This window comes from Gilliamella sp. M0364 (assembly GCF_016100565.1).
Classification (GTDB): Bacteria; Pseudomonadota; Gammaproteobacteria; order Enterobacterales; family Orbaceae; genus Gilliamella; species Gilliamella apis.
Map to the genome: position 1 here is coordinate 212974 of NZ_JACFSF010000003.1, position 24314 is coordinate 237287.

Here is a 24314-nt window from a genome sequence, read left to right on the forward strand (position 1 = left end):
TTAAAAATAATCAATAATTAATTTTTTAAGTTACTAATGTGTTTTTATGTGTTTTAATACACATTAAGGAATAGATTTGCTAAAACACATTAGGATGTGAAATGTTAAGAATTGAGATTATTTTCCAAAAATTACAGGAATTAACGCTAAAAAACAGTGAAGGAGTTACTACTTCTGAACTTGCCACATTACTGAATTATTCTCGGGCAAATGTTAGCCACGAATTAAATCAGCTTATTAAGCAAGGAAAAGTGGTTAAAGATAAAGGAAAACCTGTCAAATATTCTATTGCTAAATCTTCGATAAAAACCGAAAACAAACCAAATTTCAAATTTGGTGAATTCAAAAATTTTATCGAATCTAGCACCAGTTTGCATACCTTGATTGAACAAGCTAAAGCAGCTATATTTTATCCTCCTCATGGTATGAATATTTTAATTACTGGTGAGACAGGAGTTGGAAAATCACTGTTTGCCGAACTGATTTATAACTATGCTAAAAGTGTCAATAAAATTAGTCCTGATGCGCCATTTATCCACTTTAATTGTGCTGATTACGCTTCAAATCCACAATTACTTTTAACCCAATTATTCGGCTGTAAAAAAGGTGCCTATAGTGGTGCAATCGATGATCGTGAAGGTTTAGTTGAAAAGGCGCACACCGGACTGTTATTTTTAGATGAAGTTCACCGTTTACCACCAGAAGGACAAGAAATATTTTTTACTTTTATTGATAAAGGCCTTTTTAGACGACTAGGTGATACCGTAGAACGAACAGCACAAGTTCGCATTATTGCCGCAACGACAGAAGATCCGAATTCAGCATTATTGCGTACATTTACTCGTCGCTTTCCTATGAATTTAACCATTCCGCCTTTAAGAGCAAGAACTTTTGAGGAAAGATTTAATCTAATTCAAAATTTCTTTAATACCGAATCGGCACAATTAAAAGAAAAAATTGTCGTATCAAGTAATGCCCTTCGCGCTTTGTTAGGCTATAACTGCCCTAATAATATAGGGCAACTTGAAGCTGATATTCGTTTTATTTGTGCAGCCGCCTATGCCAAACATATTTCCTACAGTAATTCAGAGTATATTTATATTAATAGTGCTCTATTACCAAATCATATCAGTGAAGCATTATTGATTGAAACACAACATCGCCAAACGTGGAATAAAATCATTGGTATTAATCGAAAAAATATTATATTTCAGGGAGAAGATAATAAGATCCTATATGAAAATAATAAATCTAATGATATCTACGATATCGTAAATCGAAAAATCGCTGAATTAAAAACACAAGGTAGGGGAAATTTCGAACTCGAAGAAGAAATTGAACAAGAGATTCAGGATTATTTTTATACCTATATTTATAATAATACTAAAAAATATGATAAGAATAAGTTGAAAAATATAATTTCAACTAAAGTATTACGTTTAACTGAAGCCTTAATTGAACAGGCTGAAAACAGTTTACAGTGCAGCTTTAATAATCGTATTTATTATAGTTTAGCTAACCATATCGAACAGACATTAAAGCGAATAAATAGCAATCAAAAGATTAGTCATCCGCAATTAAATAAAATCCGAACGAATTATCCAAATCAATTTAATGCTGCACTTGATTGTCTCACAATGATTGAACACATTATGGATACGACACTGCCCATTGATGAAGCTGCTTATCTGGCCATGTTTTTTATATATGGTACTAATAATCCTATTTTACCTTCAAATAATGTGCAAATTGTCGTTATTGCTCACGGAGATAAAACCGCAACGTCAATCACGAAAACAGCACATGACTTACTTAACATTGAATATGCACTTGCTTTTGATGTGCCACTTGATGAATTGCCACAAAAAATTCTCGAAAAAATTATTAACCATATTCAATTAACTAAAAATAAATCAGACATGCTATTACTGGTTGATATGGGATCTTTGAAAAATTTTGGTGAAGAGATAGAGGCAAAATGTAATATTAAAACCAAAACAATTCAACTGGTTAGTACTTTACATGTGATTGAGGCAATTCAAAATGCAATGAATGGATATTGCTTAGAAGAAGTATATGAGAATGTCTTACAAATTCATATGCTTAATCAAGCACCATTAGTATCAGCACCGCAAGAAGAGAGTTTAGTTAATAAAAAATTAGCCATTTTAATTATTAATGTGCCGAATAAAAGTACCAATATCACCATAGATTTATTAAATAATGTACTTTCATATCGACAAAATATCTTAGACATTATTGCACTTAGTTTATCTCACGAAGATGATAAATTATTTAAAGAAATCGAAGAAATTCAGCAAAGCCATACGATTGTTGCTATAGTGAGCCCATTTAATTTTAATACTTCAATAAGCCAATTCGATTTAACATCATTAATTTATCCGGACAATATTAAGAAATTACAGCAATTAATTGATATTGAAACCATTTACTCTTTAATCGAAAAAACACTTTCGAATATTTTATCCAATATTGAACCACGCGATTTACTAACCGATATTAAGCATTTTAATGAAAATATAACCCGTAAATTTAATATTAGAGTATCAAATAATACTTTGATTGGACTGGTTATGCATATCGCTTGTATGCTTGAACAGATAATTAATGGCGAGCAGAGCAAGGTTAAATTTATTGATAAACAAAATTATATTCGTAAGTATAGGAATGAATATTCAATTATTAAAGATGAATTAGTTGTCTTCGAAGAAAAATATAAAATTACCATTCCTGAAGAGGAGATCTGCTATATATTAAAATTCTTTAACCACCTTTAGAAAAAATGGCAATATGAAGCCATACTCCTGATATGACCTGATCGATAAAGCCCGTAATATCACGGGCGGTTATGAGGTTATTTAAAAATTAGGCCTGTTTTTTGCCAACAAAAAGATGAGCAAATTAATATTAAAATCCCCAATATTGCGAAGATAAAGTATAGGCCAATATAGGCTTTTTTCTTTATCTTCACAAGCTGTTACCTTATAACTCACTCACATCAGAACAATAGCGTTATGTTATTGCGTATGTTCTCACAACTAAAATGTAACTTTATAGTTTTAATTAAATTTAATATAAAAAGGGATAATATAAATATTATCCCTTTTTATATCAGATTAGTAACATTTCATATTGCTAGATAAATTTAAATTTTTATTACTTTAATACATTTATTAATTCAGATATATCAGCTCGTTCCATATAATTAGCATTAACATAAGCAAAATAAACCTTTTTATCTTGCCCAATTAAATAAGTTGCTGGTATTGGTAATGTATAACTATCATCATCATTAAAATCCAATAAATTAGCACCTAAACTCTTATATAATTCTCGCATTTTTTCAGGTAATGTGAATACTAAACCAAATTGGTTAGCTATGTTGTTTTTAATATCTGATAGTATCGTTATCGACATCGATTTTTCTTTTTTTAACTGTCCACTAATTGCAGCTTTCTGCGGTGAAATAGCAATGAAATGTGCATTTTTTTGCATCAATTCTAAGTTATTTTGAAAATGTTCTAATTCTTTTACACAGAACGGGCACCAACTACCTCGAAAGAAACTAATAATTACGGGTTTGGTTTCCAGTAATTTATATAAATTGATTTCTTCATTATCAGTTGATATTAGTGAAAAGTCTGGTGCAATATCGCCACATTGTAAAGCATGACTATCTAGTTTTTCATTTAACATATCAGTTAATGAGTTATTTAACATATTTAGAACATCTGGGGGTAATTGTGTTAATAGATCTTGTCTTAATATTTTTAAGTCTTCGATTACTTTCATTTAATAATTTCCTTTTTTGATACATTTTCATGAATTTGGCTTAGTACTTTTCTGAATATAGCAACATCATTATCAGATAAGTTATTAGTGATTTTTTCGATCCAAACACTGTGTTCGTTTAACGTTTCCGTTAATAAATCCATTCCTGCTGAGGTTAAACAAATGATTGAAATTCTTTTGTCATTTTCATCATTTCTCTTTGACACTAACCCATCATTAATTAAAGAGCTGACAAGTGTTGTTGTTGAAGCTTTAGTTATTCCTAATAATTTGGCAATTTCTTGCAAAGATAATTCTTGGTATTCTTTCAGTAAAACTAAAATAATTAGTCGACTTTCTGAAAGATGATATTTATCAAGACGTTTAGCACACTCTATATCGATCAGATTAGCAACAGATAATAATGTAAAACATGTTCTAATCTTTTCTAAATCAACCGTATTTTGTTTTTTCAAAATATTGCAAAAAGATAAATAGCGATTTTCGAGTTGCATGTATTATCCTCCAAATTAGTTAGCCCCCTTACTAATTAGATATATTAAATACTATATGACTTAATGTCAAATTATGAATATTTAATAATAAAGGAAAAATTAAAGTTAACTGAAATGAAAAATATTAAGATATCAATAGAATAAAAAAATCGAGCCTTAATCATAAGGCTCGATTGTATAATCAATAACGAATGTTATCCAAAAAATTTCTTCACTTTATCAAGAAAGCTTTTTTCTTTTGGACTGTGTTTTGAGTTTTTATCCGATTTAAAACTTTCGCCTAACTCTTTTAATAACTCTTTTTGTTTGCTAGTTAGATTAACTGGTGTTTCAACTGCAACATGGCAATAGAGATCACCTACAGCACTGCCTCGTAATGATTTAATGCCTTTTCCACGTAATCTAAACATTTTACCGGTTTGTGTTTCGGCCGGTATGGTTAGGCTAACTTTACCGTTCAGGGTCGGTACTTCAACCTCACCACCAAGTGATGCTAACACAATATTAATTGGAATTTCACAATGTAAATTAGTGCCATCTCGCTCAAAGATTGCATGCGGTTTTACTTGTACTTGTACATATAAGTCACCAGCAGGTGCACCGTTTAATCCAGCTTCACCTTCACCTGAAAGTCGAATACGGTTTCCTGTATCAACCCCAGCAGGAATAGTAACAGAAAGTGTTTTAGTTTTTTGAACACGTCCTTCACCATGACATTTCTTACATGGATTTTTAACCACTTTTCCACGCCCATGACAAGTCGGACACTCTTGCTGTACGGCAAAAAAGCCTTGTCGCATTTGCACAACACCAGCACCGTGACAGGTATTACAAGTTACAACATCTGAAGCTTTTTCAGTTCCTTGACCATGGCAAACATCACAATTAACCCAAGTTGGTACTTTAATCTCTTTGCTTACACCGCTAGCAGCTTCTTCTAATGTTAATGAAATATTATATTGTAAGTCATTACCACGCGATGCTGCTTGACCTCGTCCTCGGCCACCACCGAAGAAATCACTGAAGATATCATCAAATGCAGAACCGCCTCCAAAACCACCAAATCCGCCGAAACCACCAGCGCCACCTTGCCCTTGTTCAAAAGCAGCATGGCCATACTGATCATAAGCAGCTTTCTTTTGTGGATCGGTTAAGATTTCATAAGCTTCTTTAACTTCTTTGAATTTTGCTTCAGCTTCAGCTTTGTTATCCTGATTTTTATCCGGATGATATTTCATGGCTAGGCGTTTGTAGGCTTTTTTTATCTCAGTTTCACTGGCATTTTTACTCACGCCTAATGTTTCATAATAATCTTTCTTCGCCATAATTAACCTTTAAATTTAATCATTATATAAACAACTAAACGGGCTTGAGTTACCTCGCGCCCGTTTAATGTTTTACATGTTTAAAACTCGTTGCAATAACTCATTAAAAAACATATCAGTTAATGCTTATTTTTTTTCATCATCAACTTCTTTGAAGTCTGCATCAACAACATCATCTTGTCCTGCAGCACTTCCGCTATTTGCTTGACCTGCAGATTGATCTGCTTGAGCTTGTTGTTGAGCTAACTCAAGTAATTTTTTTGAAGCTTCCATTAATGCATTAATTTTAGCTTCGATCTCTGCTTTGTCTTCACCGCGAGCGGCATTTTCTAAATCACTCACAGCACTTTCAATAGCTGTTTTATCATCAGCTGATAATTGATCACCAGCTTCAGTCACTTGTTTACGAGTTGAGTGAACAAGATGATCAGCTTGGTTACGAATTTGAGCTAATTCTTCAAATTTACGGTCTGCATCAGCATTTGCTTCAGCATCATTTACCATTTTTTGGATCTCTTCTTCGCTTAATCCTGAAGAAGCCTTAATGGTAATGTTTTGCTCACGACCAGTATTTTTATCTTTTGCTGATACATGCAAAATACCATCAGCATCGATATCAAAGGTTACTTCGATTTGTGGCATACCACGTGGTGCAGCTTGAATACCATCAAGGTTAAATTGACCTAATGATTTATTGTCACTTGCACGTTTACGTTCACCTTGTAATACATGGATAGTTACGGCTGATTGATTATCTTCAGCAGTTGAGAATACTTGACTATGTTTTGTTGGGATAGTCGTGTTTTTCTCAATTAAGGTAGTCATTACACCACCCATTGTTTCAATACCTAATGATAATGGTGTTACGTCAAGTAATAATACATCTTTAACATCACCACCTAATACACCACCTTGTACTGCGGCACCAACAGCTACTGCTTCATCAGGGTTAACGTCTTTACGTGGTTCTTTACCAAAGAAATCTGCAACAGCTTTTTGAACCATTGGCATACGTGTTTGACCACCAACTAAGATGACATCTTTAATATCAGAGACACTAAGACCGGCATCTTTTAATGCTGTTTTAACAGGTTCCATTGAACGTTTAACTAAATCTTCAACTAATGATTCAAGTTTAGCGCGAGTCACTTTGATATTTAAGTGTTTTGGCCCACTTGCATCAGCAGTAATATACGGTAAGTTAATATCAGTTTGTTGAGCTGATGATAATTCAATTTTCGCTTTTTCAGCAGCTTCTTTTAAACGTTGCATTGCTAATGGATCATTTTTAAGATCAAATCCTTGTTCACGTTTGAATTCGTCAACTAAATAGTTAATTAAACGTGAGTCAAAGTCTTCACCACCTAAGTGAGTATCACCATTTGTTGCTAATACTTCAAATGTTTTTTCACCATCAACTTCATCAATTTCGATAATTGAGATATCAAAAGTACCACCACCAAGGTCATATACAGCAATAGTACGGTTACCAACATCTTTATCTAAACCATAAGCTAACGCTGCTGCGGTTGGCTCGTTGATAATACGTTTTACATCTAAACCGGCAATACGACCAGCATCTTTGGTTGCTTGACGTTGTGCATCATTAAAATAAGCAGGAACAGTAATAACTGCTTCTGTCACAGGCTCACCAAGATAATCTTCTGCAGTTTTCTTCATTTTCTTTAATACTTCAGCAGAAATTTGCGGTGGAGCAATTTTTTGACCTTTAACATCAACCCAAGCATCACCATTATCAGCTTTAACAATTTTATATGGCATAATACCAACATCACGTTGTACTTCAGCATCTTCATAACGACGACCGATTAAACGTTTAATTGCAAATAATGTATTTTGTGGATTGGTTACGGCTTGGCGTTTAGCTGGTTGACCAACTAAGATTTCACCATCTTGAGTGTAAGCAATGATGGAAGGGGTTGTGCGATCACCCTCGGCATTTTCTAATACTTTTGCTTGACCATTATCCATTACTGCAACACATGAATTTGTTGTACCTAAATCGATACCAATAATTTTACCCATAATCTTTTCTCCTCAAACCTGTATTTTATTTCTTATATATAAGACTGACAACATCGTTTTCAAGTCCCATTTTAGATAAAGAAATGTTTTTGTTTTCACATAAATGGGAACAATATTATTAATATCAAGGGGTGATACAAAATTATTTTTTACAAAATCTTGATTATCAGCTTTTCAACACTTATTATTGCCGCTCTTTTTTACTAAGATTAATTTATAGGATCCTTATGGAACAAATAAAACTTGCAAATCCAGGTCCACTTGGACTAATGGGTTTTGGTATGACTACAATTTTATTAAATATTCATAATGCAGGATTTTTTCCAGTTATGACGGCAATCGTTTCTATGGGTATTTTTTATGGTGGATTAGCCCAAGTAATCGCAGGAATTTTAGAATTCCGTAAAGGAAATACCTTCGGAACAACCGCGTTTACTTCATACGGTTTCTTTTGGATTGCTTTAGTTGGTATTTGGTATTTACCTACTTCACCAGCAACTGCACCTACCGATGCAACTTTTTTAGGGATTTTTCTAGCACTGTGGGGTATTTTTACCGCATTTATGTTTATTGGTACATTAAAAGCTAATCGAGCATTACAATTTGTTTTTGCCAGCTTAACCATTTTATTCGCTCTATTAGCAATTGGTAATATTTCTGGTAACCATGACATTATTCATATTGCTGGTTTTGAAGGCATAATTTGTGGTGCGAGTGCAATTTATCTTGCGATGGCTGAAGTTCTAAATGAACAATTTGGTCGTACAATTCTACCTATTGGTGCAGCAAAAGGCGCTACACATTAGTTCATCTCAATTTTGATACCTACCCAATTCTATCGGTAGGTATCAAGTTCTTTTCCGCAACAATCCATTATCATTTTTCATTCATCAATGCTCGGCATACATCTCGTAGCGATTGTGTATGTTTTTCTAATCTTTCATCAGATAAATAATTATCTTTAGACGAGTGAGCATTTTTTATAAGAATTTTATTATCTTCATTTATATGACCTGATGTGATCATAATGTAATTAGGTAATTGAGTTTCAATACTCCCATCATGAAAATGAACATCCGCTATATTTAGATCAGATCCTTGTGGTTTAAAAAAAACTAAATCATCACCATTGGCAATACTATCCAAGAAAATAAATTTTTTATCTTTGATTTGTTTAGCATAGCTTTCTAACATTTTTAAACCATATTGGCCACTATTGCCGCCATCATAAAGAACAAAAGCAATTTTTTTCTTTTCTTTTTTATCTAACTTATTAATAAGATTAATAATAGTAATAATACTTGATGAATTACAAACGAAATTTTTAGTGTTTGGAATGCCACTTTTAAATTTGGCAATTAAGAAAAACAATAGCACTGTTGAAACTATAGCTGAAATGCCAGAAACACTAAAAAAGCCATTAATACGGATATCAGGTAAAAAAACGAGGTAATTTAATATTAATGATGCAATGAATAAAAATATAAACGGGGCAACACTAATAAAGTAAGTTAGCTTACTAAATTGTGATTGAAAAGCATACGTTTTCTGCAAATTAAAATTATTGATGCCTGTATCGTAATTAGTACAAATAACGACCTCTGCTTTATTAAGATCGCCGATATAAGCATTATAATAATTTTGATAACGTCTAGTTGCTAATTTTAATTTAGATAGTTTCGCATCCACTTGATAACCTAATGGCGCTAATTCCTTAGATATTACCCTTAAAAAAGAGATTTTCTCTTTTGGATTAAACCTTTTACCAAATATGATGCCATATCGTAAAATCAGATCTTTCAATATTTCCATTATTAATAAACTATTTTTAAATAAAGTTAGACAATATAGTTAATATGATTTTTAAAATCATATTAACTATAAATAGATTAAGATAAAAATTAACTTAATAACATTAAATTAGTTATTACATTAATAGTCATCATCATTTTCATTGTTGTTTGATTGAGATATGTTGGCAATGGCATCTTGAATATTTTCATGCCCAGCCTCGATACATTCGGCAGTAAGATCATTCAATGACACAGAATCTCTATTACATACTGCATTAATTACCATAGGCAGACTCATACCAGTAATGACTCGAACATTCATACCAAGCTCATTCCATTGTGGAACGCATTGCATCGAAGCATTATATGGAGATGCGCCATAAAGGTCGACAAATATAAGAACACCATCGCCAGAATCTAAAGATTTTGAACAATTGAATAAATCAGTTTTTAACTGATTTATATCTTGTCCAGGATTAAGTGATAATGATTCAAATTGGCTTTGTTCTCCAACAATCATTTTCACACTGTCTTTTATTCCAGCCGCCATACTTCCATGGCTAACTAATAAAACACCGATCATATTATTAATCCTATATTATTCAAACATTTTAATTACTTCACTTAAAGGTACTTTCTTTAATGAAGGCGTTGCTTGGCAATAAATATCCATATTCGGAAAACTATTTTGTAAATCAATTAATAAATCGAGTTGCTCTTTATTAATCGATACTTCTTTAATGATTGAGGTTGCCCCTGGTACCAGTGGTAAACCGCCAATATTAAGATTAGTTACAGGTACGCCAGATTTAATAATTTTATACATTACTTCAATATTTTTAGTAATTAAAATAACGTTAAAATCATCATATTGACGATCGTTCCAATACCTAACCGCACCATCTTCTTTTAATACTCTAATTTTATGACCAGTGCTGGCACCTGCGCCAAGAATAATATTTTTGGTGAATTCATCATTTGCCGAATAATCATCTGCAACAAATAAAGCATTAGCGCCGGCTGCTTTTGAAACATTTGTTGCGACTTGTCCATGAATCAGACGACTATCTACTCGAGCTAAAACAACTTTTCCCATAATTTAAAACCTCTATTATTATTTATATTTAATTATTTTTATAAAATACCAATTGCTGCTAAAACACCAAGAATAACAGTTAGCCCAATTAATGCTCTAGTTACTTTCAAACCTTTCTTAGAAAAATAAAAGTACAGTCCCATTACAACAACAAGCGGTAATACTCCAGGTAGAATCTTATCCAATGTATCTTGTATAATGAAATCTTTACCAGATAAGGTAAATTTTAAACTAGAGGAAACTTTAATATAGCTTGCAGCTAAAATACCCATCATAAATAGACCTAAAATAGATAAGGCTTCTATGATCATCTGCATCTTATTACCAACGACTTCTGTTGCCGCATTTCTACCTAATTTAAATCCTAATTGGGCAAAATAGTAACCAACAAATAGTTGATATAAAACAAATGCAACAAATGGGAACAATGCACCTATCGCTAAACCTTCTTGCGCCCAAGGTAATGCGATGGCAATAAAAATATATTGTATAGTACCCGAGTCAATCGCATCCCCGATACCAGCCAAGGCTCCCATTAAACCGGCTTTAGTGTTATAAAGCACATCATTGTCGATACTAATCGGTTTGTTTTGATAAACTTCATCAGCACGCACCGCTTCTAGTGAAGCCATAATTCCTGAAATTGTTCCACCCCCCCACGTAATTTGAGTATTAAAAAATAACAAATGCCGTTGATAAGCAGCAGCTAATTCACTTTTTGATTTATATAACTTTTTAAGAATTGGCATTAATCCCCACATTAATGATGCCGCAAGATAACGGTCAAATGAGTGTGGAATTTCATTGGCATAATACCAACGTAACCATGCAAATGTGATATCTTTTTTAGTAATCGTTTCTGGCTTTAGATCAATACTTTCTTGTACTATTTCTGTCATTATAAAATTCCTCTTTCTAATTTATTAATCAAATAACTAATGATTAATAATCATCGTCATCAACTTGATTGTTATTATTTGAATTATTTCTAGGTTGATCTACCGCAGAATTTACTGCTTCATTTTTTGCAAGAACAAAAATAAACGCAACTATTGCACCAACTATTGCGTAAGTTACCATGGTAACATTTAGTGGTTTGGCAATAACCGCCATAAAATAGGCAAGTAAGAAGAAAATGATGTAGCTTTTTTTACCAATAACATAAATGGTTAACGCAATACCCACAGCAGCAAGACCGTCACCAATTACATTAAGAATATGGAAAACTAGTCCTCCGGCATTCGATTTAATTACATCAGCAATAATTGGTGCCCCAAAATATAACGCAACAAACATAAACGGTATGAACAATGCAAAGCTACAAATTATTGGTAACACGATGATAGAAAAGGTTAATCCTTTACTATTAGCTTCTTCGGCATATTTTTCTGTTAATTTCATAATCATGGTATTAAAGAAAAATCTTAATTGATACAAGTAAGATCCTAATAATCCTACCGGTACTGCCACAGCAACAGCAGCTTTTGGTTCCATTTTACCCAACAGTGCGACGGTGACAGCAACTGCTGTTGCTATAGCTGGTTCTGATGGCATTTGCCCACCAGGCGAAAAAACACCCATATAAATCAACTGAATAGCTGCTGTTGTTATCATTGCATTAGGAATGTCATTAAACACAATCCCAACGATTAAACCGGTCATCATTGGTGTAAATCGCAACGTTAAAGTAGCACCACCTAGACCCCGAGACATTACCATTGCAACCCATATTGATATAATAGCTGCTTGAAGAAACGTTACATGCATTTCTTGCATATATAAACTCCTTACTATTTTTATAATTAATTAGTTAGTTTCAGTTAAATGATTAAGAAACCACCGATTGTAGCTCTAAGTTATTAACAAAATTTTCTACATCTTGTACACATTTTTCCCCCATACCTTGCAGACATTCAATTGCATAAGCAGAAGTATGCGGCGTAACAAGAACTTTAGGATGTTTAACTAAAGGATGATCACTGTATGAAGGTTCAACATACATGACATCTGTTGCGTGACCAGCTACAGTGCCATTATCGAGCGCATTTAAAAGTGCAGTTTCATCAATTAATTCGGCTCGAGCAGTGTTAGTTATATAAACGCCTTTTTTCATCAAAGAAAATTGTGGCGCTTTTAAAATATGATAACTAGTTTCATTTAATGAGGCATTTAACGAGATGATATCTGCATTTTGCAGTAAATAATCTAACTCAACAATTTCAATATTATTTTTGTTAGCCCAATCGACATTAACTTTTGGGTCAACCACCAATAGGCGAGCATTAAATCCATGTTTGAAAATTTCTGCCACGCGACTACCAATGTTGCCACAGCCAATAATACCAATTACTTTACCCGTAACATTGATACCTAAAAAAGAGGCTCTTTTCTTCCATTCATTTGACTTAACCGCTTCTTGTGATTGAACTGTTTGTCTAATTAATGCAAGTAAATTAGTCACTGCATTTTCAGCAACAGCATCACGTTCAACCAAAGGAGGTACGATAGTAACTATTGTGCCATGCTCTTTGGCAGCAACAACATCAACATTATTAAATCCGATGCCATGACGGGAAAGTAATAGTAGCGGTTGTTTTTTATTATCAAAAAACTCTTTGCTAAAAAAAGGACGGACACTGGCAATAACAATATTAAAATCTTGCAATGCTTCAGCTAATTCCTTCCCTGGAATATTATTTTCAAAAGTAAAATGTTTTACTTCACCTATTTTTTCTAATCTTTCTAAATGATTAGGAAAATATTTTCCAAAACTACTTGAGTTGATTATAGCGATTTTATAATTTTTCACTCAATGCTCCTAATTCATGATTTATATACTTATATAAAGTTATTTATAGGAATATAAATATTATTTTATTTCCATTCAGCCTCAATGTGACTGGTAACATTTAGTATAGTTTATAAACTTTTTAAAAAAGTGAATTTAGATCACATATTTAATAAAAAATTATTTTCTATGATTATTAGATAGCAAACTGAATGAATAAAAAGAATAGAATTGGAAAATAATCTGTTTATTATATTAACCATTTTCATAATTATATAATCTAGATATGAAAATTTTTAACAAATTATTTAGATATAAAAAAAGGGCATAATGCCCTTTTTTCAGATTTAATTAGTTAATACTATTTTTTATAAGCATCATTATGTACACCAACCGCTGCACGACCTGATGGATCATTTAGATTTTTAAATGACTCATCCCATTCGATCGCTTTAGCTGTTGAACAAGCTACTGTTGGACCACCAGGTACGCAATGTGCAGCACTTTCAACTGGGAATAATTCATCAAAAATTTCACGATACATATAAGCTTCTTTTGAAGCTGGTGTATTGTACGGGAAACGGAATTTTGCATTTTCCAACTGTTGATCGGTAATTTTGCTTTCGGCAATCTCTTTTAAGGTATCGATCCAACTATAACCTACACCGTCAGAGAATTGCTCTTTTTGACGCCAAACCACTGATGCTGGTAAATAAGATTCAAATGCTTCACGAACAATGTGTTTTTCCATCTTACCGTTACTACCACACATTTTATCTTGTGGGTTAATACGCATAGCAACATCTAAGAATTTTTTATCTAAGAATGGTACCCGAGCTTCAACGCCCCAAGCAGCCATTGCTTTATTAGCTCGCGCACAGTCATACATATGCAGTGCCGCTAATTTACGCACAGTTTCTTCATGGAATTCTTGAGCATTTGGCGCTTTATGGAAATAGAGATAACCACCAAATACTTCATCAGCACCTTCACCTGATAAAACCATTTTAATGCCCATAGCTTTAATTTTTCTTGCCATTAAGTACATCGGTGTTGAGGCACGAATCGTTGTTACATCATAAGTTTCAATGTAATAAATTACATCACGAATTGCATCAATTCCTTCTTGTATTGTGAAGTTAATTTCGTGGTGAACAGTACCTAAATGATCAGCAACGGCTTGAGCAGCTTTAAGATCAGGTGCACCTTTTAAACCAACCGCAAATGAGTGTAATTGTGGCCACCATGCTTCTGATTTTTCATGATCCTCAACTCGACGCGCAGAAAACTTTTTAGTAATCGCAGAGATAACTGAAGAATCAAGTCCACCAGATAGTAAAACACCATAAGGAACATCAGACATAAGATGGCTTTTTACTGACTCTTCTAATGCTATACGAAGCTCATTGATATCTGTCTTATTATCTTTGACATTATCATATTCCATCCAATCTCGTTTGTAGTAGGTTTTAATTTCACCTTCAGTGCTAGATAAATAACAACCAGGAGGGAAAGCCTCAATAGTTTTACAAACTGGGACCAATGCTTTCATTTCAGAGGCAACATAAAATGTGCCGTTTTCATCATATCCCATATACATTGGGATTATACCGATATGATCACGACCAATAAAATAGGTACCTTTATTAATATCATAAAGAATAAACGCAAACATACCTTGTAAATCATCAAGACAGTTAATACCTTTTTCTTGATATAAGGCTAGGATAACTTCACAGTCAGATCCTGTCTGAAATTCATAACGATCTTTGTACTGATTTCGGAGTTCTTGATGATTATAAATTTCGCCATTTACCGCTAAAACTAGGGTTTTGTCTTTATTATAAAGCGGTTGAGATCCTGTATTAACATCTACAATTGATAAACGTTCATGAGCTAAAATAGCTTTATCAGAAGCAAAAATACCAGACCAGTCAGGTCCACGATGACGTTGTAGACTTGATAGTTCTAATGCTTTTGTTCGTAGTTGTTCTGGATCTGATTTAATATCAAGAATACCTAAAATCGAACACATTGATTTTCTCCATTTAAAATCGCCAAAGCGATACTATTTACAAATAAAACTTATTTTAAATATTATTACAAGCAAAGCATAAAAATAACAGCATACACATTATTGGTTAACAATTAAAGTACAATATCATTATACTTTTTCTATTGTTGTAATAAAGTTTGCTATTATTTTTTTAACCACTGCCCTTGTTGTTTAATATATTGACCAGCTGGTGTTTTTTCTTGTGCTTTAGTTCCTGCTCTATTTTGAACTTCCACTAATGGCACATTACTTTGAGCTGATACTTTTTGATACTCTTGTTTACGAGCCTGATTAATTAATTGAGCAATTTCACTAGCATTACCTTCATTTTTGACCACGCCTAGGTAACCATCAGCTTGTTCACCAACCAACCCATTAGCTTTGGCTTGACTTAATTCATTAATTGCCTGATCTAAATTTAAAGCAAAAACTGGTAAAGCTAATATTATTGATAATAATGCTATCGTTGCTTTTTTATAGATATTCATAATAACCCCCTTATTAAATACATCATATTAAATTGTATTAAATATGTGTAAAATTTATTAAAAAATCATCTTATGTTCCGCAAGAGTAATTTTTTAGATTCATGACATTATTTGTAAATAACGACCGATAATAATATTAATTTAGTATAAACCTGATTTATTGATAATGTTATCTAAGGCTTTATCAACTTTAATATTAATTTCATGATCAATCTTAACATTCAAATTGATATTAATTGGTTCATTTGGCGCTTGTACCTTGACCGTTGGTGTACAGCCAATTAATACTGCGCTACACACGATAATAGTAATCATATTTTTTAGCATAATATAGCCTCTTATCTATCAAGATTTCCTTTTCAAATACGCTTCAATACGTTTTCGTATGGGTTCGTTAATCTGATCGGAAAGTTGTAAACTTATCAACAATTTTGCAATATTTTCTTCAAGATTAATATTTAAATTTACTGCTTTACCATTCTCAACATCTCGGTTATTGCCTTGGATATTTAATCCTAACTTAGCAATCTCATTAGCATAATTAACCGTACCTGACAATTTAGTATAATGAAAATTTTTAATAATATCAGTGAGAATTTTCATATTAGGATTGGCTTGTGCATAATTTTGCAATGCTGAATTTTCAAACCGTAAAAAGCCCTCATTAACCGTTACTAATTGACCATTTTTGATAATAACTTCGGTCAAAGCAGTGCCTTTTTTAGTAGAAGGTAATAAAGTAATCGGTAAAACACCATCTATCGCCCCTTCTCCAGCTAAGCCTTCGGCGGGATATTTTGTAAAAATATCTTTTAACTGTATCTTTTTTAACCTTAAAGTAAATTTTTGGGGTAATTTTGCTAAATTCAATTGCCCTTTATCAAGAGAAACAGAGCCAGAAAAAATAGCTGCTTGTGCTAATTGCCATTTTACAACTCCTTTATTTGGTGCAGCTAAAGATGCTGAATAACTTCCAGCTAATTTTATTTTTTCAAAAATAACACCAATATTCACTTGTTGAATGGTTAATGCTGAAGTTGTAACAGTAAATTGATTATTGTTAAATAAAAGATTTATATCCCCCAAGGCGGATTTAAATTCGCTAGCTTTATATATGCCGTCAAATTTATTAATTGTTAATGTTGATTTGACGCTAACTTGATTAGCTTTAAATGGAATAGGCAATACTGCATCAAGTGTTAATTTTCCGATTAATGGTTTAATAATTAAATCATCGAAGAAGTTCGCTTTTTCAATATTAACTTGTGCTTTATCGGTACTCTTTAAAGTAAATAGCTTATCGGTTAAAACACCGCTGAATGGTAAAGTTAAACTACCTTTTTCAATACCAAAATACGATAAGGATGTGGTCAAAACACCATTTTCAATTTCAATTGATGAATTTAATTGATTAAATGAGATATCAGCAGCAAGCGTTGCCATATCCTGAGTGTTACTGGCTAAATTGAGTTGCAAAGTATTTTGATTTTTAACTACTGCAACTTTCAGATTAAATAACTCACTATCTTGCTGGTGTAATGTTAAATGTTCAATGTTAATATTTGTTGGTAACCAGGCAATAATAGTTGAGATCAATGAAGGTTCAAAAGTAGATTGATCAAGTTGTTGTAATTGATCATCAGCAACCTTCGCTACAGCTTGTGTATTGGTTAAATCGGCTTTTTGCCAATAGATATCGATATTTTTAGCGCTTAGCTGTGACCATGATATTTTCACATCGCTGGCTGTTACTGATAATTGTGATGGCTGAGCAATATTTAGTTCAGCAAAAAATAAACCATCCCAGCTGATGTTAATACCTTGCCAGTCTATCGAAAGATTATATTCATCCTTAAATGCTAACCAATAACGCCATCCAGATAAACCTACTATGATTATAATCAACAGTATAAACGACGGAATCCAATAACGTTTCTTTAAGCGAGCCATAATAAACTCTCAACAAGATAAAGTGAATCGCCGAGTTATTATCGGCGATTAAATGAGATTATGCTTGAGTTTGTTCTCTGTTAGCAATATAAGCCAATGCTTTATCTATACGGGCTAAGGTGCGTTTTTTTCCAACCGCATAAACAGTAGCATCAACTGAAGGTGATTGACCAATTCCGGTTACAGCAACCCGAAGAGGCATACCAACTTTACCCATACCAACCTCAAGCTCTGCTGCTGTTGCTTCAATGGCATGATGAATTTTATCTATTTGCCAATCAAAATCAGAAATTGCTTCAATTTTAGCCTTAACCACTTCTAATGGCTCTTTGGCAACAGGGCGCAAATGCTTTTTAGCCGCATCAGCATCAAACTCAGCAAAATCTTGATAACAATAGCAACTTGATTCAGCCATTTCTTTCAATGTTTTACAACGTTCGCCAAATAATTTGACGATAGTAATCAAATCTGGGCCTTGAGTTAAATCATAACCTTGTTGATTCATATGCCAAACTAAATGTTGCGCGACATAATCAGCATCTAAATGATTAATATAATGATGATTTAACCAAAGTAATTTTTCAGTATTAAATGCACTTGCCGACTTACTGACTGCATCTAAAGAAAAGTAACTCACCATTTCTGGCACCGAGAATATCTCTTGATCACCATGAGACCAACCTAGTCTAACTAGATAATTTAATAATGCTTCTGGCAAATAACCATCATCACGATATTGCATAACACTTACCGCACCATGACGTTTAGATAATTTTTGCCCATCATCACCTAAAATCATCGATACGTGACCATATTCAGGTAATGGTGCACCAAGCGCTTTAAGTATATTAATTTGTCGAGGGGTATTATTAATATGATCTTCACCACGAATAACATGAGTAATTTCCATATCCCAATCGTCTACCACGACACAAAAATTATAAGTTGGTGATCCATCAGTACGACGAATTATGAGATCATCAAGCTCTTTATTGGCAATTTCGATCGGTCCACGAATTAAATCATTGAATATCACAACGCCATCAACCGGATTAGCAAAACGAACAACATGCGGTTCGCTATGGGAATGTTGTTTTTGCACTTCATCACAGCGGCAATGACCATCATAACGCGCTTTTTCGCCTTTAGCCATTTGCTCTTCACGCAATTTTTCTAGGCGCTCTTTTGAACAATAACAACGATAAGCCGTTCCATTCGCCAACATTTCGTCAATCACTTGATTGTAACGATCAAAGCGTTTAGTTTGAAAATATGGGCCTTCATCCCATGATAATTTCAACCAATTCATTCCTTCCATAATCGCTTCAATCGCTTCTGGCGTTGAACGCTCAAGATCGGTATCTTCAATACGTAATACGAATGCACCTTGTGCATGGCGAGTATATAGCCAAGAATAAAGTGCTGTACGGGCACCACCCACATGTAAGTAACCGGTTGGGCTCGGTGCAAAACGGGTTTTAATTTTCATGAAATAATCCTATTAATAACAAAAAAGAACACTCAAACGTCAATTCGTTGCTCGCGCTCTTCTTTATTTAAACTCTTCTCATAAATGAGAAAAGCACTAACATTTTGTAATAAATTCAATTTAATTGATTATTCTAACATGCCAAAAGGTTTCGGCAAGCCACCGCTAATAGCATAAAATTAACAACTATTTTATAAAAGTATTGAATAATTAACTATATATTTTAGTATGAAAATCAAACTATAACGTATAAGTTAATTTTAATAAAAAGATTAATGCGCTTCATCCCAATTATTACCAATACCAACATCAACTTTTAACGGTACTGAAAGTTGGTAACAATTCTCCATAATTGATTTAATCAACGCACTATATTCACTCACCAACTCTTCTTTAACCTCAAACACCAGCTCATCGTGTACTTGCATCACCATTCTGATATTACCTGTCGGTTGGTTTTTTATCCACTCACTCATTTTAATCATAGCGGTTTTGATGATATCTGCAGCAGTACCTTGCATAGGTGCGTTAATTGCCGCACGTTCAGCACCGCGTTTTTCAATACCATTGCCAGAAATGATTTTTGGTAAATATAATCGTCTTCCGGATAGAGTTTCCACATAGCCTTGTTGCATTGCCAATTGGCGTGTTTCTTCCATATAAGTTTGTACGCCAGGATAACGTTCAAAATAGCGATCAATATAGGATTGTGCTTCTTTACGAGGAAGATTAATTTGTTTCGATAATCCAAATGCACTCATACCATAAATCAAACCGAAATTGACTGCTTTTGCACGTCGTCTCTCTTCGGCTGTAATATCTGCCTCTGGTTTAGTTAATACTTCACTCGCGGTGACCCTATGAATATCTTTATCATTAGCAAAGGCGCTAAGTAGACTTTGATCTTGTGATAAATGCGCCATAATGCGCAACTCTATTTGCGAATAATCGGCTGAAATAATCTTATAACCATTTGGTGCAATAAATGCTTGCCGAATTCGCCGCCCTTCTTCATTACGTACTGGGATATTTTGCAAATTCGGATCATTTGATGACAACCGCCCTGTTACCGTACCTATTTGGTTGTAATTTGTATGAATTCGATGGTCTATTGGACTTACCATCAGTGGTAATTTATCAGTATAGGTATTTTTCAGTTTTGCCAAGCTACGATAAAACAAAATTTTACGCGGTAAAACATACTGCTCAGCAAGTTCACTCAAAACATCTTCACTAGTTGATGGATCACCTTTTGGTGTCTTTTTTAAAACAGGTAACTGGTGTTTATCAAATAAAATAGCTTGAATCTGTTTTGGTGACGAAGGATTAAATTTTTCACCTGCTAGGAAATGTAATTCGGCCTCTAATTCTAGCATTTTTTTATTTAATTCAATGGAATAGTCATTTAACTGTTTAGTGTCAATTAACACTCCAGTCCTTTCCATATCGGCCAACACAATCGCCAATGGCATTTCAATATCGGTAAATAACTTGCTGAGCTTTTGGTCTTTTTCCAGTTCCGGCCATAGTTTCTGATGAATTTGCAGAGTAACATCGGCATCTTCAGCGGCATATTGCGTAGTTTTTTCAACATCAATAGCATCGATAGTGACTTGTTTTTTATCAACCTTGGTTAATTCATTATAAGTAATAGTTTTAAGATGCAAATAACGATTTGCCATACTATCCATATCGTGTCGTTCAGTACTGTTTAGCACGTAAGACTCTAACATGGTGTCATAAGCAATACCTTGCACATGGATACCATAATTAGCTAACACACTATAATCAAATTTGGCATTTTGGGCGATTTTTTTAATTTTAGGGTTTTCTAATATTGGTTTTAATTTAGATAATACATCATCTAACGGTAATTGTTCCGGCACACCGAGATATTGGTGATTAATTGGAATATAAGCAGCTTGATGAGGTGTAACACTTAGCGATATACCAACCAATTTAGCATGAATATGATCAACATTATCCGTTTCTGTATCAAAAGCAAACTGCTGACTGTTAGCTAATTTACTGATCCAATCATCTAATTGCTCATGGGTTAATATACATTGATAATCTGTATCAATCTTATCTTTAACAGTATCGTTTTCCTGTGAAAATAATGACATATTATCAATATCATTAGCGGTTAGTTTTTGTTGTTTTAAAAAATTACCCGCGATTAATTCTTTTTGCCAACGATGAAAACCATAATAAGCAAATAATTCGACTAATTTATTTACATCAATATCTGAAACAAGTAGTTGTTCATTGGTAAAATCTAATGCTACATCAGTTTTAATGGTAGCTAATAGATAAGAAAGCTCAGCATCCTTTTGATTGTCTATTAATTTTTGCTTTAATGATTTAGCACCGCGAATCGATAAATTTTCAATATCGTCTAAATGGTTATAAATATCTTGTACACTATCAAAAGCCGTTAATAAAGCTTGTGCTGTTTTTTCTCCAATCCCAACTACACCAGGTATATTATCGGAATTGTCGCCTCTTAATGCTAAATAATCTATAATTTTTCCTGGTGGCACACCAAATTTATCCATGACTCCTTGCGGATCAAGCACCGTATTATTCATGGTATTAATCAGTGTAACTTTATCACTCACTAATTGCGCTATATCTTTATCGCCAGTACTAATGAGTACCTGAAGATTTTCTTTTTCTGCTTGTCTGGCTAAAGTCCCGATCACATCATCAGCTTCAACACCTTCAATGCAAAGTAATGGTAAACCCATCGCTTTTAAAATGGTGTGAATTGGTTCAACTTGTGGCTGTAAATCTTCCGGCATCTCGTCACGTGTTGCTTTATATTCACTATAAATTTCATTACGAAACGATCCACCTTTAGCATCAAAAACTACCGCAACATGGGTAGGATTATATTGATTCATCAAGCTACGAATCATATTAACAACACCAAAAATTGCCCCAGTCGGTTCACCATTGGCATTGGTTAAAGGCGGACATGCAAAAAAAGCCCGATAAAGATAAGAAGATCCATCAATTAAAATAATTGGCGCATTATTTGGCATAAATAGTTACCCAAATGTTATTCAATTTAATAACCATAAGTATAACCTAATTAACAACAATATTCTCGTTGGCTCCGATAATATAGTGTAAAAATAATCCAGATAATAACAATCTTTTATTCAATCCAATTAATGAAAATTACTGTATATCACAATATGAGTAATATATAATGTGACATCTATTTTCGCCTGAGTACTAAATAAATGACAGAATTAAGTCCCGCTGCACAAAAAGTCAAAGAAGCATTAGCAGCTAAAAATCTTGAAACCCCATCATGTCGTTTAGCTATGGAAAATAGCCAACGGAAAGCTAAAATAGAAGCGCACTTCCGAGAAATCATGAAACTCATGGAACTTGATTTGCATGATGATAGCCTTAGCGAAACGCCACACCGCGTTGCCAAAATGTATGTTGATGAGATCTTTTCCGGACTTAACTACCATAACTTTCCCAAAATCACCCTGATTGAAAATAAAATGCAGGTTGATGAAATGATCACTGTTCGTGATATTACTTTAACCAGTGTTTGTGAACACCATTTTGTCACCATCGATGGTAAAGCGACCGTTTCTTATATCCCGAAAGATAAAGTGATCGGTCTATCAAAAATCAACCGAATTGTTCAGTTTTTTTCACAACGCCCACAAGTACAAGAAAGATTAACCCAACAAATTTTGGTTGCCTTGCAAACACTACTCGGTACGGTCAATGTTGCAGTATCAATTGATGCAACACACTTTTGTGTAAAAGCCCGAGGCATTAAAGATTCAAATAGTTTAACCACCACTACTGCGTTAGGTGGCGGATTTAAAACTAATCCAAGTACTCGACAAGAGTTTCTAAGAGCATTAAAACACTATTAATCAATCACAATATTGCTGATACCGCCATAAAAAGGCTAATTGTTATTACGTGCATCTTCAAGAAAGATTGGTATAATTGGCAGCTATTTTAGTGAAAACATAATAATTAACTAACACGCTTTAATGAAGATAATCCGCGGTATTGAGAATTTAAACAATGAATTTACTCAATGTGTAGTTACATTGGGCAACTTTGATGGTGTGCACTTAGGACACCAACAATTAATAAATCATTTAATAGAACAAGGTAAAAAATTAAACTTGCCAACAGTGGTTATGTTATTTGAACCTCAACCTTTAGAGTTTTTTAGCAAACAAAATGCTCCGGCAAGATTAACGTCATTTAAAGAAAAAGTGCAGTTAATTGAAAAACTCGGTATCGACTATATTATCGCGGTTCCCTTTACCCAAACCTTTGCCAATATGTCAGCTAATGCATTTATTCAAGATTGGTTGATTAATAAATTGAACGCTAAATATATAGTTATTGGTGATGATTTCCAATTTGGCCGAGACCGCAAAGGCGATATCAATCTGTTACAACAATATACTCAAAATAACCAATTTTCGGTTGAAAGTATGCCAACCTTCGTTTGGAATAATTTAAGAATCAGCAGTACAGCTGTTCGTGAAGCACTGTTTAATAGTGATTTTGAATTAGCTCGTTGCCTTTTAGGTCGTGATTACGCCATTCAAGGCAGAGTGGTGCATGGTAAAGCGTTAGCAAGACAATTAGGATTTCCAACCGCCAATATTCATTTGAATCGAAAAAAACCTGCTTTACAAGGGGTCTATTTTGTCAAAGTCAAAAACTGTTGTAGCAATCAATATTATCATGGCATTGCCAATATCGGTATTAGACCAACCATTGAAGGTAAAAAAGCAATTTTAGAGGTGAATATATTTGACTTTTCAGGTGATATTTATGGACAATATTTAGACGTTACCTTTGTCTGTAAATTACGCGATGAGAAAAAATTTGACTCTTTAGCAGATTTAAAACAACAAATTTCACAAGATGTTTGCACTGCGAAACAGATCAGTGCAAAATTAACCAATTAAAAA

Annotated in this window: 20 protein-coding genes; 4 read left to right on the plus strand and 16 right to left on the minus strand. The window is 33.4% G+C overall.

The genetic code is table 11. The annotated features are described in order from the left end of the window. Window positions 1-101 precede the first annotated feature (101 nt). Window positions 102-2798 carry a sigma 54-interacting transcriptional regulator gene (locus H3U96_RS06450; RefSeq protein ID WP_086360503.1) on the plus strand — a complete coding sequence of 899 codons (2697 nt, stop codon included), beginning with the start codon at window positions 102-104 and terminating at the stop codon, window positions 2796-2798. A gap of 379 nt (window positions 2799-3177) precedes the next feature. Here the strand turns inward: H3U96_RS06450 and H3U96_RS06455 are convergent, their stop codons facing one another. The 4 genes from H3U96_RS06455 to dnaK form a co-directional block, all read right to left on the minus strand. Beyond that, window positions 3178-3813, minus strand: a complete 636-nt coding sequence (locus H3U96_RS06455) for a peroxiredoxin-like family protein (protein WP_086360504.1) — start codon at window positions 3811-3813, stop codon at window positions 3178-3180. After that, on the minus strand, window positions 3810-4307 hold the full coding sequence (locus H3U96_RS06460) for a MarR family winged helix-turn-helix transcriptional regulator (RefSeq protein WP_086360505.1): 498 nt from the start codon (window positions 4305-4307) through the stop codon (window positions 3810-3812). Before H3U96_RS06460 ends, H3U96_RS06455 begins: the two co-directional genes overlap by 4 nt. Window positions 4308-4501: 194 nt before the next feature. After that, window positions 4502-5632, minus strand: a complete 1131-nt coding sequence (dnaJ, locus tag H3U96_RS06465; RefSeq protein ID WP_065577931.1) for a molecular chaperone DnaJ — start codon at window positions 5630-5632, stop codon at window positions 4502-4504. 126 nt (window positions 5633-5758) lie between these two features. Next, on the minus strand, window positions 5759-7678 hold the full coding sequence (dnaK, locus tag H3U96_RS06470; RefSeq protein WP_034903492.1) for a molecular chaperone DnaK: 1920 nt from the start codon (window positions 7676-7678) through the stop codon (window positions 5759-5761). Window positions 7679-7905: 227 nt separating this feature from the next. Here dnaK and satP point away from each other — a divergent pair, with 227 nt between their 5' ends. Next, complete coding sequence (gene satP / locus H3U96_RS06475; RefSeq protein WP_034903495.1) at window positions 7906-8484, plus strand: acetate uptake transporter; 579 nt, start codon at window positions 7906-7908, stop codon at window positions 8482-8484. A gap of 70 nt (window positions 8485-8554) precedes the next feature. Here satP and H3U96_RS06480 read toward each other — a convergent pair whose 3' ends face one another. The 12 genes from H3U96_RS06480 to polA form a co-directional block, all read right to left on the minus strand. After that, the gene (locus H3U96_RS06480) at window positions 8555-9490 is read right to left on the minus strand and encodes a hypothetical protein (RefSeq protein ID WP_086365264.1); all 936 of its coding nucleotides are present in this window, start codon (window positions 9488-9490) and stop codon (window positions 8555-8557) included. Window positions 9491-9610: 120 nt separating this feature from the next. After that, on the minus strand, window positions 9611-10054 hold the full coding sequence (locus H3U96_RS06485; protein ID WP_065651396.1) for a PTS sugar transporter subunit IIA: 444 nt from the start codon (window positions 10052-10054) through the stop codon (window positions 9611-9613). A 15-nt stretch (window positions 10055-10069) separates the two neighbouring features. Further along, window positions 10070-10567 (minus strand): PTS sugar transporter subunit IIB, encoded by a 498-nt coding sequence (locus H3U96_RS06490; protein ID WP_065577934.1) that lies wholly within the window; start codon window positions 10565-10567, stop codon window positions 10070-10072. A gap of 38 nt (window positions 10568-10605) precedes the next feature. Further along, window positions 10606-11466 carry a PTS system mannose/fructose/sorbose family transporter subunit IID gene (locus H3U96_RS06495; protein ID WP_065577935.1) on the minus strand — a complete coding sequence of 287 codons (861 nt, stop codon included), beginning with the start codon at window positions 11464-11466 and terminating at the stop codon, window positions 10606-10608. A gap of 43 nt (window positions 11467-11509) precedes the next feature. Continuing rightward, window positions 11510-12334 carry a PTS sugar transporter subunit IIC gene (locus H3U96_RS06500; RefSeq protein WP_065577972.1) on the minus strand — a complete coding sequence of 275 codons (825 nt, stop codon included), beginning with the start codon at window positions 12332-12334 and terminating at the stop codon, window positions 11510-11512. 61 nt (window positions 12335-12395) lie between these two features. Further along, window positions 12396-13376, minus strand: a complete 981-nt coding sequence (locus tag H3U96_RS06505; protein ID WP_065577936.1) for a D-isomer specific 2-hydroxyacid dehydrogenase family protein — start codon at window positions 13374-13376, stop codon at window positions 12396-12398. A 340-nt stretch (window positions 13377-13716) separates the two neighbouring features. Continuing rightward, on the minus strand, window positions 13717-15390 hold the full coding sequence (gene asnB, locus H3U96_RS06510; protein ID WP_086357492.1) for an asparagine synthase B: 1674 nt from the start codon (window positions 15388-15390) through the stop codon (window positions 13717-13719). Window positions 15391-15554: 164 nt separating this feature from the next. Continuing rightward, window positions 15555-15899 carry a YdbL family protein gene (locus H3U96_RS06515; RefSeq protein WP_065577938.1) on the minus strand — a complete coding sequence of 115 codons (345 nt, stop codon included), beginning with the start codon at window positions 15897-15899 and terminating at the stop codon, window positions 15555-15557. A 141-nt stretch (window positions 15900-16040) separates the two neighbouring features. Further along, window positions 16041-16226, minus strand: coding sequence for a YnbE family lipoprotein (locus tag H3U96_RS06520; RefSeq protein ID WP_173795303.1), 186 nt, complete (start codon window positions 16224-16226; stop codon window positions 16041-16043). A gap of 18 nt (window positions 16227-16244) precedes the next feature. Then, window positions 16245-17849, minus strand: coding sequence for a YdbH domain-containing protein (locus tag H3U96_RS06525; RefSeq protein WP_086357491.1), 1605 nt, complete (start codon window positions 17847-17849; stop codon window positions 16245-16247). 58 nt (window positions 17850-17907) lie between these two features. Next, complete coding sequence (gene gltX, locus H3U96_RS06530) at window positions 17908-19338, minus strand: glutamate--tRNA ligase (protein WP_086321139.1); 1431 nt, start codon at window positions 19336-19338, stop codon at window positions 17908-17910. Window positions 19339-19610: 272 nt separating this feature from the next. Further along, entirely contained in the window at window positions 19611-22385 is a 2775-nt protein-coding gene (gene polA / locus H3U96_RS06535) for a DNA polymerase I (protein ID WP_198195984.1), read from the minus strand. Between the two features lie 204 nt (window positions 22386-22589). Between polA and folE the strand changes: the two genes are divergently transcribed. Then, entirely contained in the window at window positions 22590-23249 is a 660-nt protein-coding gene (gene folE, locus H3U96_RS06540) for a GTP cyclohydrolase I FolE (protein ID WP_065651401.1), read from the plus strand. 123 nt (window positions 23250-23372) lie between these two features. Further along, window positions 23373-24311 (plus strand): bifunctional riboflavin kinase/FAD synthetase, encoded by a 939-nt coding sequence (gene ribF, locus H3U96_RS06545; RefSeq protein ID WP_198195986.1) that lies wholly within the window; start codon window positions 23373-23375, stop codon window positions 24309-24311. Window positions 24312-24314: the final 3 nt, after the last annotated feature.

Coding starts and splice junctions, on each gene's coding strand:
- H3U96_RS06490 (WP_065577934.1), bottom strand. CDS start 10,567: ATGGGAAAAGTTGTTTTAGCTCGAGTAGATAGTCGTCTGATTCATGGA.
- H3U96_RS06500 (WP_065577972.1), bottom strand. CDS start 12,334: ATGCATGTAACGTTTCTTCAAGCAGCTATTATATCAATATGGGTTGCA.
- polA (WP_198195984.1), bottom strand. CDS start 22,385: ATGCCAAATAATGCGCCAATTATTTTAATTGATGGATCTTCTTATCTT.
- H3U96_RS06515 (WP_065577938.1), bottom strand. CDS start 15,899: ATGAATATCTATAAAAAAGCAACGATAGCATTATTATCAATAATATTA.
- H3U96_RS06455 (WP_086360504.1), bottom strand. CDS start 3,813: ATGAAAGTAATCGAAGACTTAAAAATATTAAGACAAGATCTATTAACA.
- ribF (WP_198195986.1), top strand. CDS start 23,373: ATGAAGATAATCCGCGGTATTGAGAATTTAAACAATGAATTTACTCAA.
- H3U96_RS06480 (WP_086365264.1), bottom strand. CDS start 9,490: ATGGAAATATTGAAAGATCTGATTTTACGATATGGCATCATATTTGGT.
- satP (WP_034903495.1), top strand. CDS start 7,906: ATGGAACAAATAAAACTTGCAAATCCAGGTCCACTTGGACTAATGGGT.
- H3U96_RS06460 (WP_086360505.1), bottom strand. CDS start 4,307: ATGCAACTCGAAAATCGCTATTTATCTTTTTGCAATATTTTGAAAAAA.
- H3U96_RS06450 (WP_086360503.1), top strand. CDS start 102: ATGTTAAGAATTGAGATTATTTTCCAAAAATTACAGGAATTAACGCTA.
- H3U96_RS06485 (WP_065651396.1), bottom strand. CDS start 10,054: ATGATCGGTGTTTTATTAGTTAGCCATGGAAGTATGGCGGCTGGAATA.
- folE (WP_065651401.1), top strand. CDS start 22,590: ATGACAGAATTAAGTCCCGCTGCACAAAAAGTCAAAGAAGCATTAGCA.
- H3U96_RS06520 (WP_173795303.1), bottom strand. CDS start 16,226: ATGCTAAAAAATATGATTACTATTATCGTGTGTAGCGCAGTATTAATT.
- asnB (WP_086357492.1), bottom strand. CDS start 15,390: ATGTGTTCGATTTTAGGTATTCTTGATATTAAATCAGATCCAGAACAA.
- H3U96_RS06525 (WP_086357491.1), bottom strand. CDS start 17,849: ATGGCTCGCTTAAAGAAACGTTATTGGATTCCGTCGTTTATACTGTTG.
- dnaJ (WP_065577931.1), bottom strand. CDS start 5,632: ATGGCGAAGAAAGATTATTATGAAACATTAGGCGTGAGTAAAAATGCC.
- H3U96_RS06495 (WP_065577935.1), bottom strand. CDS start 11,466: ATGACAGAAATAGTACAAGAAAGTATTGATCTAAAGCCAGAAACGATT.
- gltX (WP_086321139.1), bottom strand. CDS start 19,338: ATGAAAATTAAAACCCGTTTTGCACCGAGCCCAACCGGTTACTTACAT.
- dnaK (WP_034903492.1), bottom strand. CDS start 7,678: ATGGGTAAAATTATTGGTATCGATTTAGGTACAACAAATTCATGTGTT.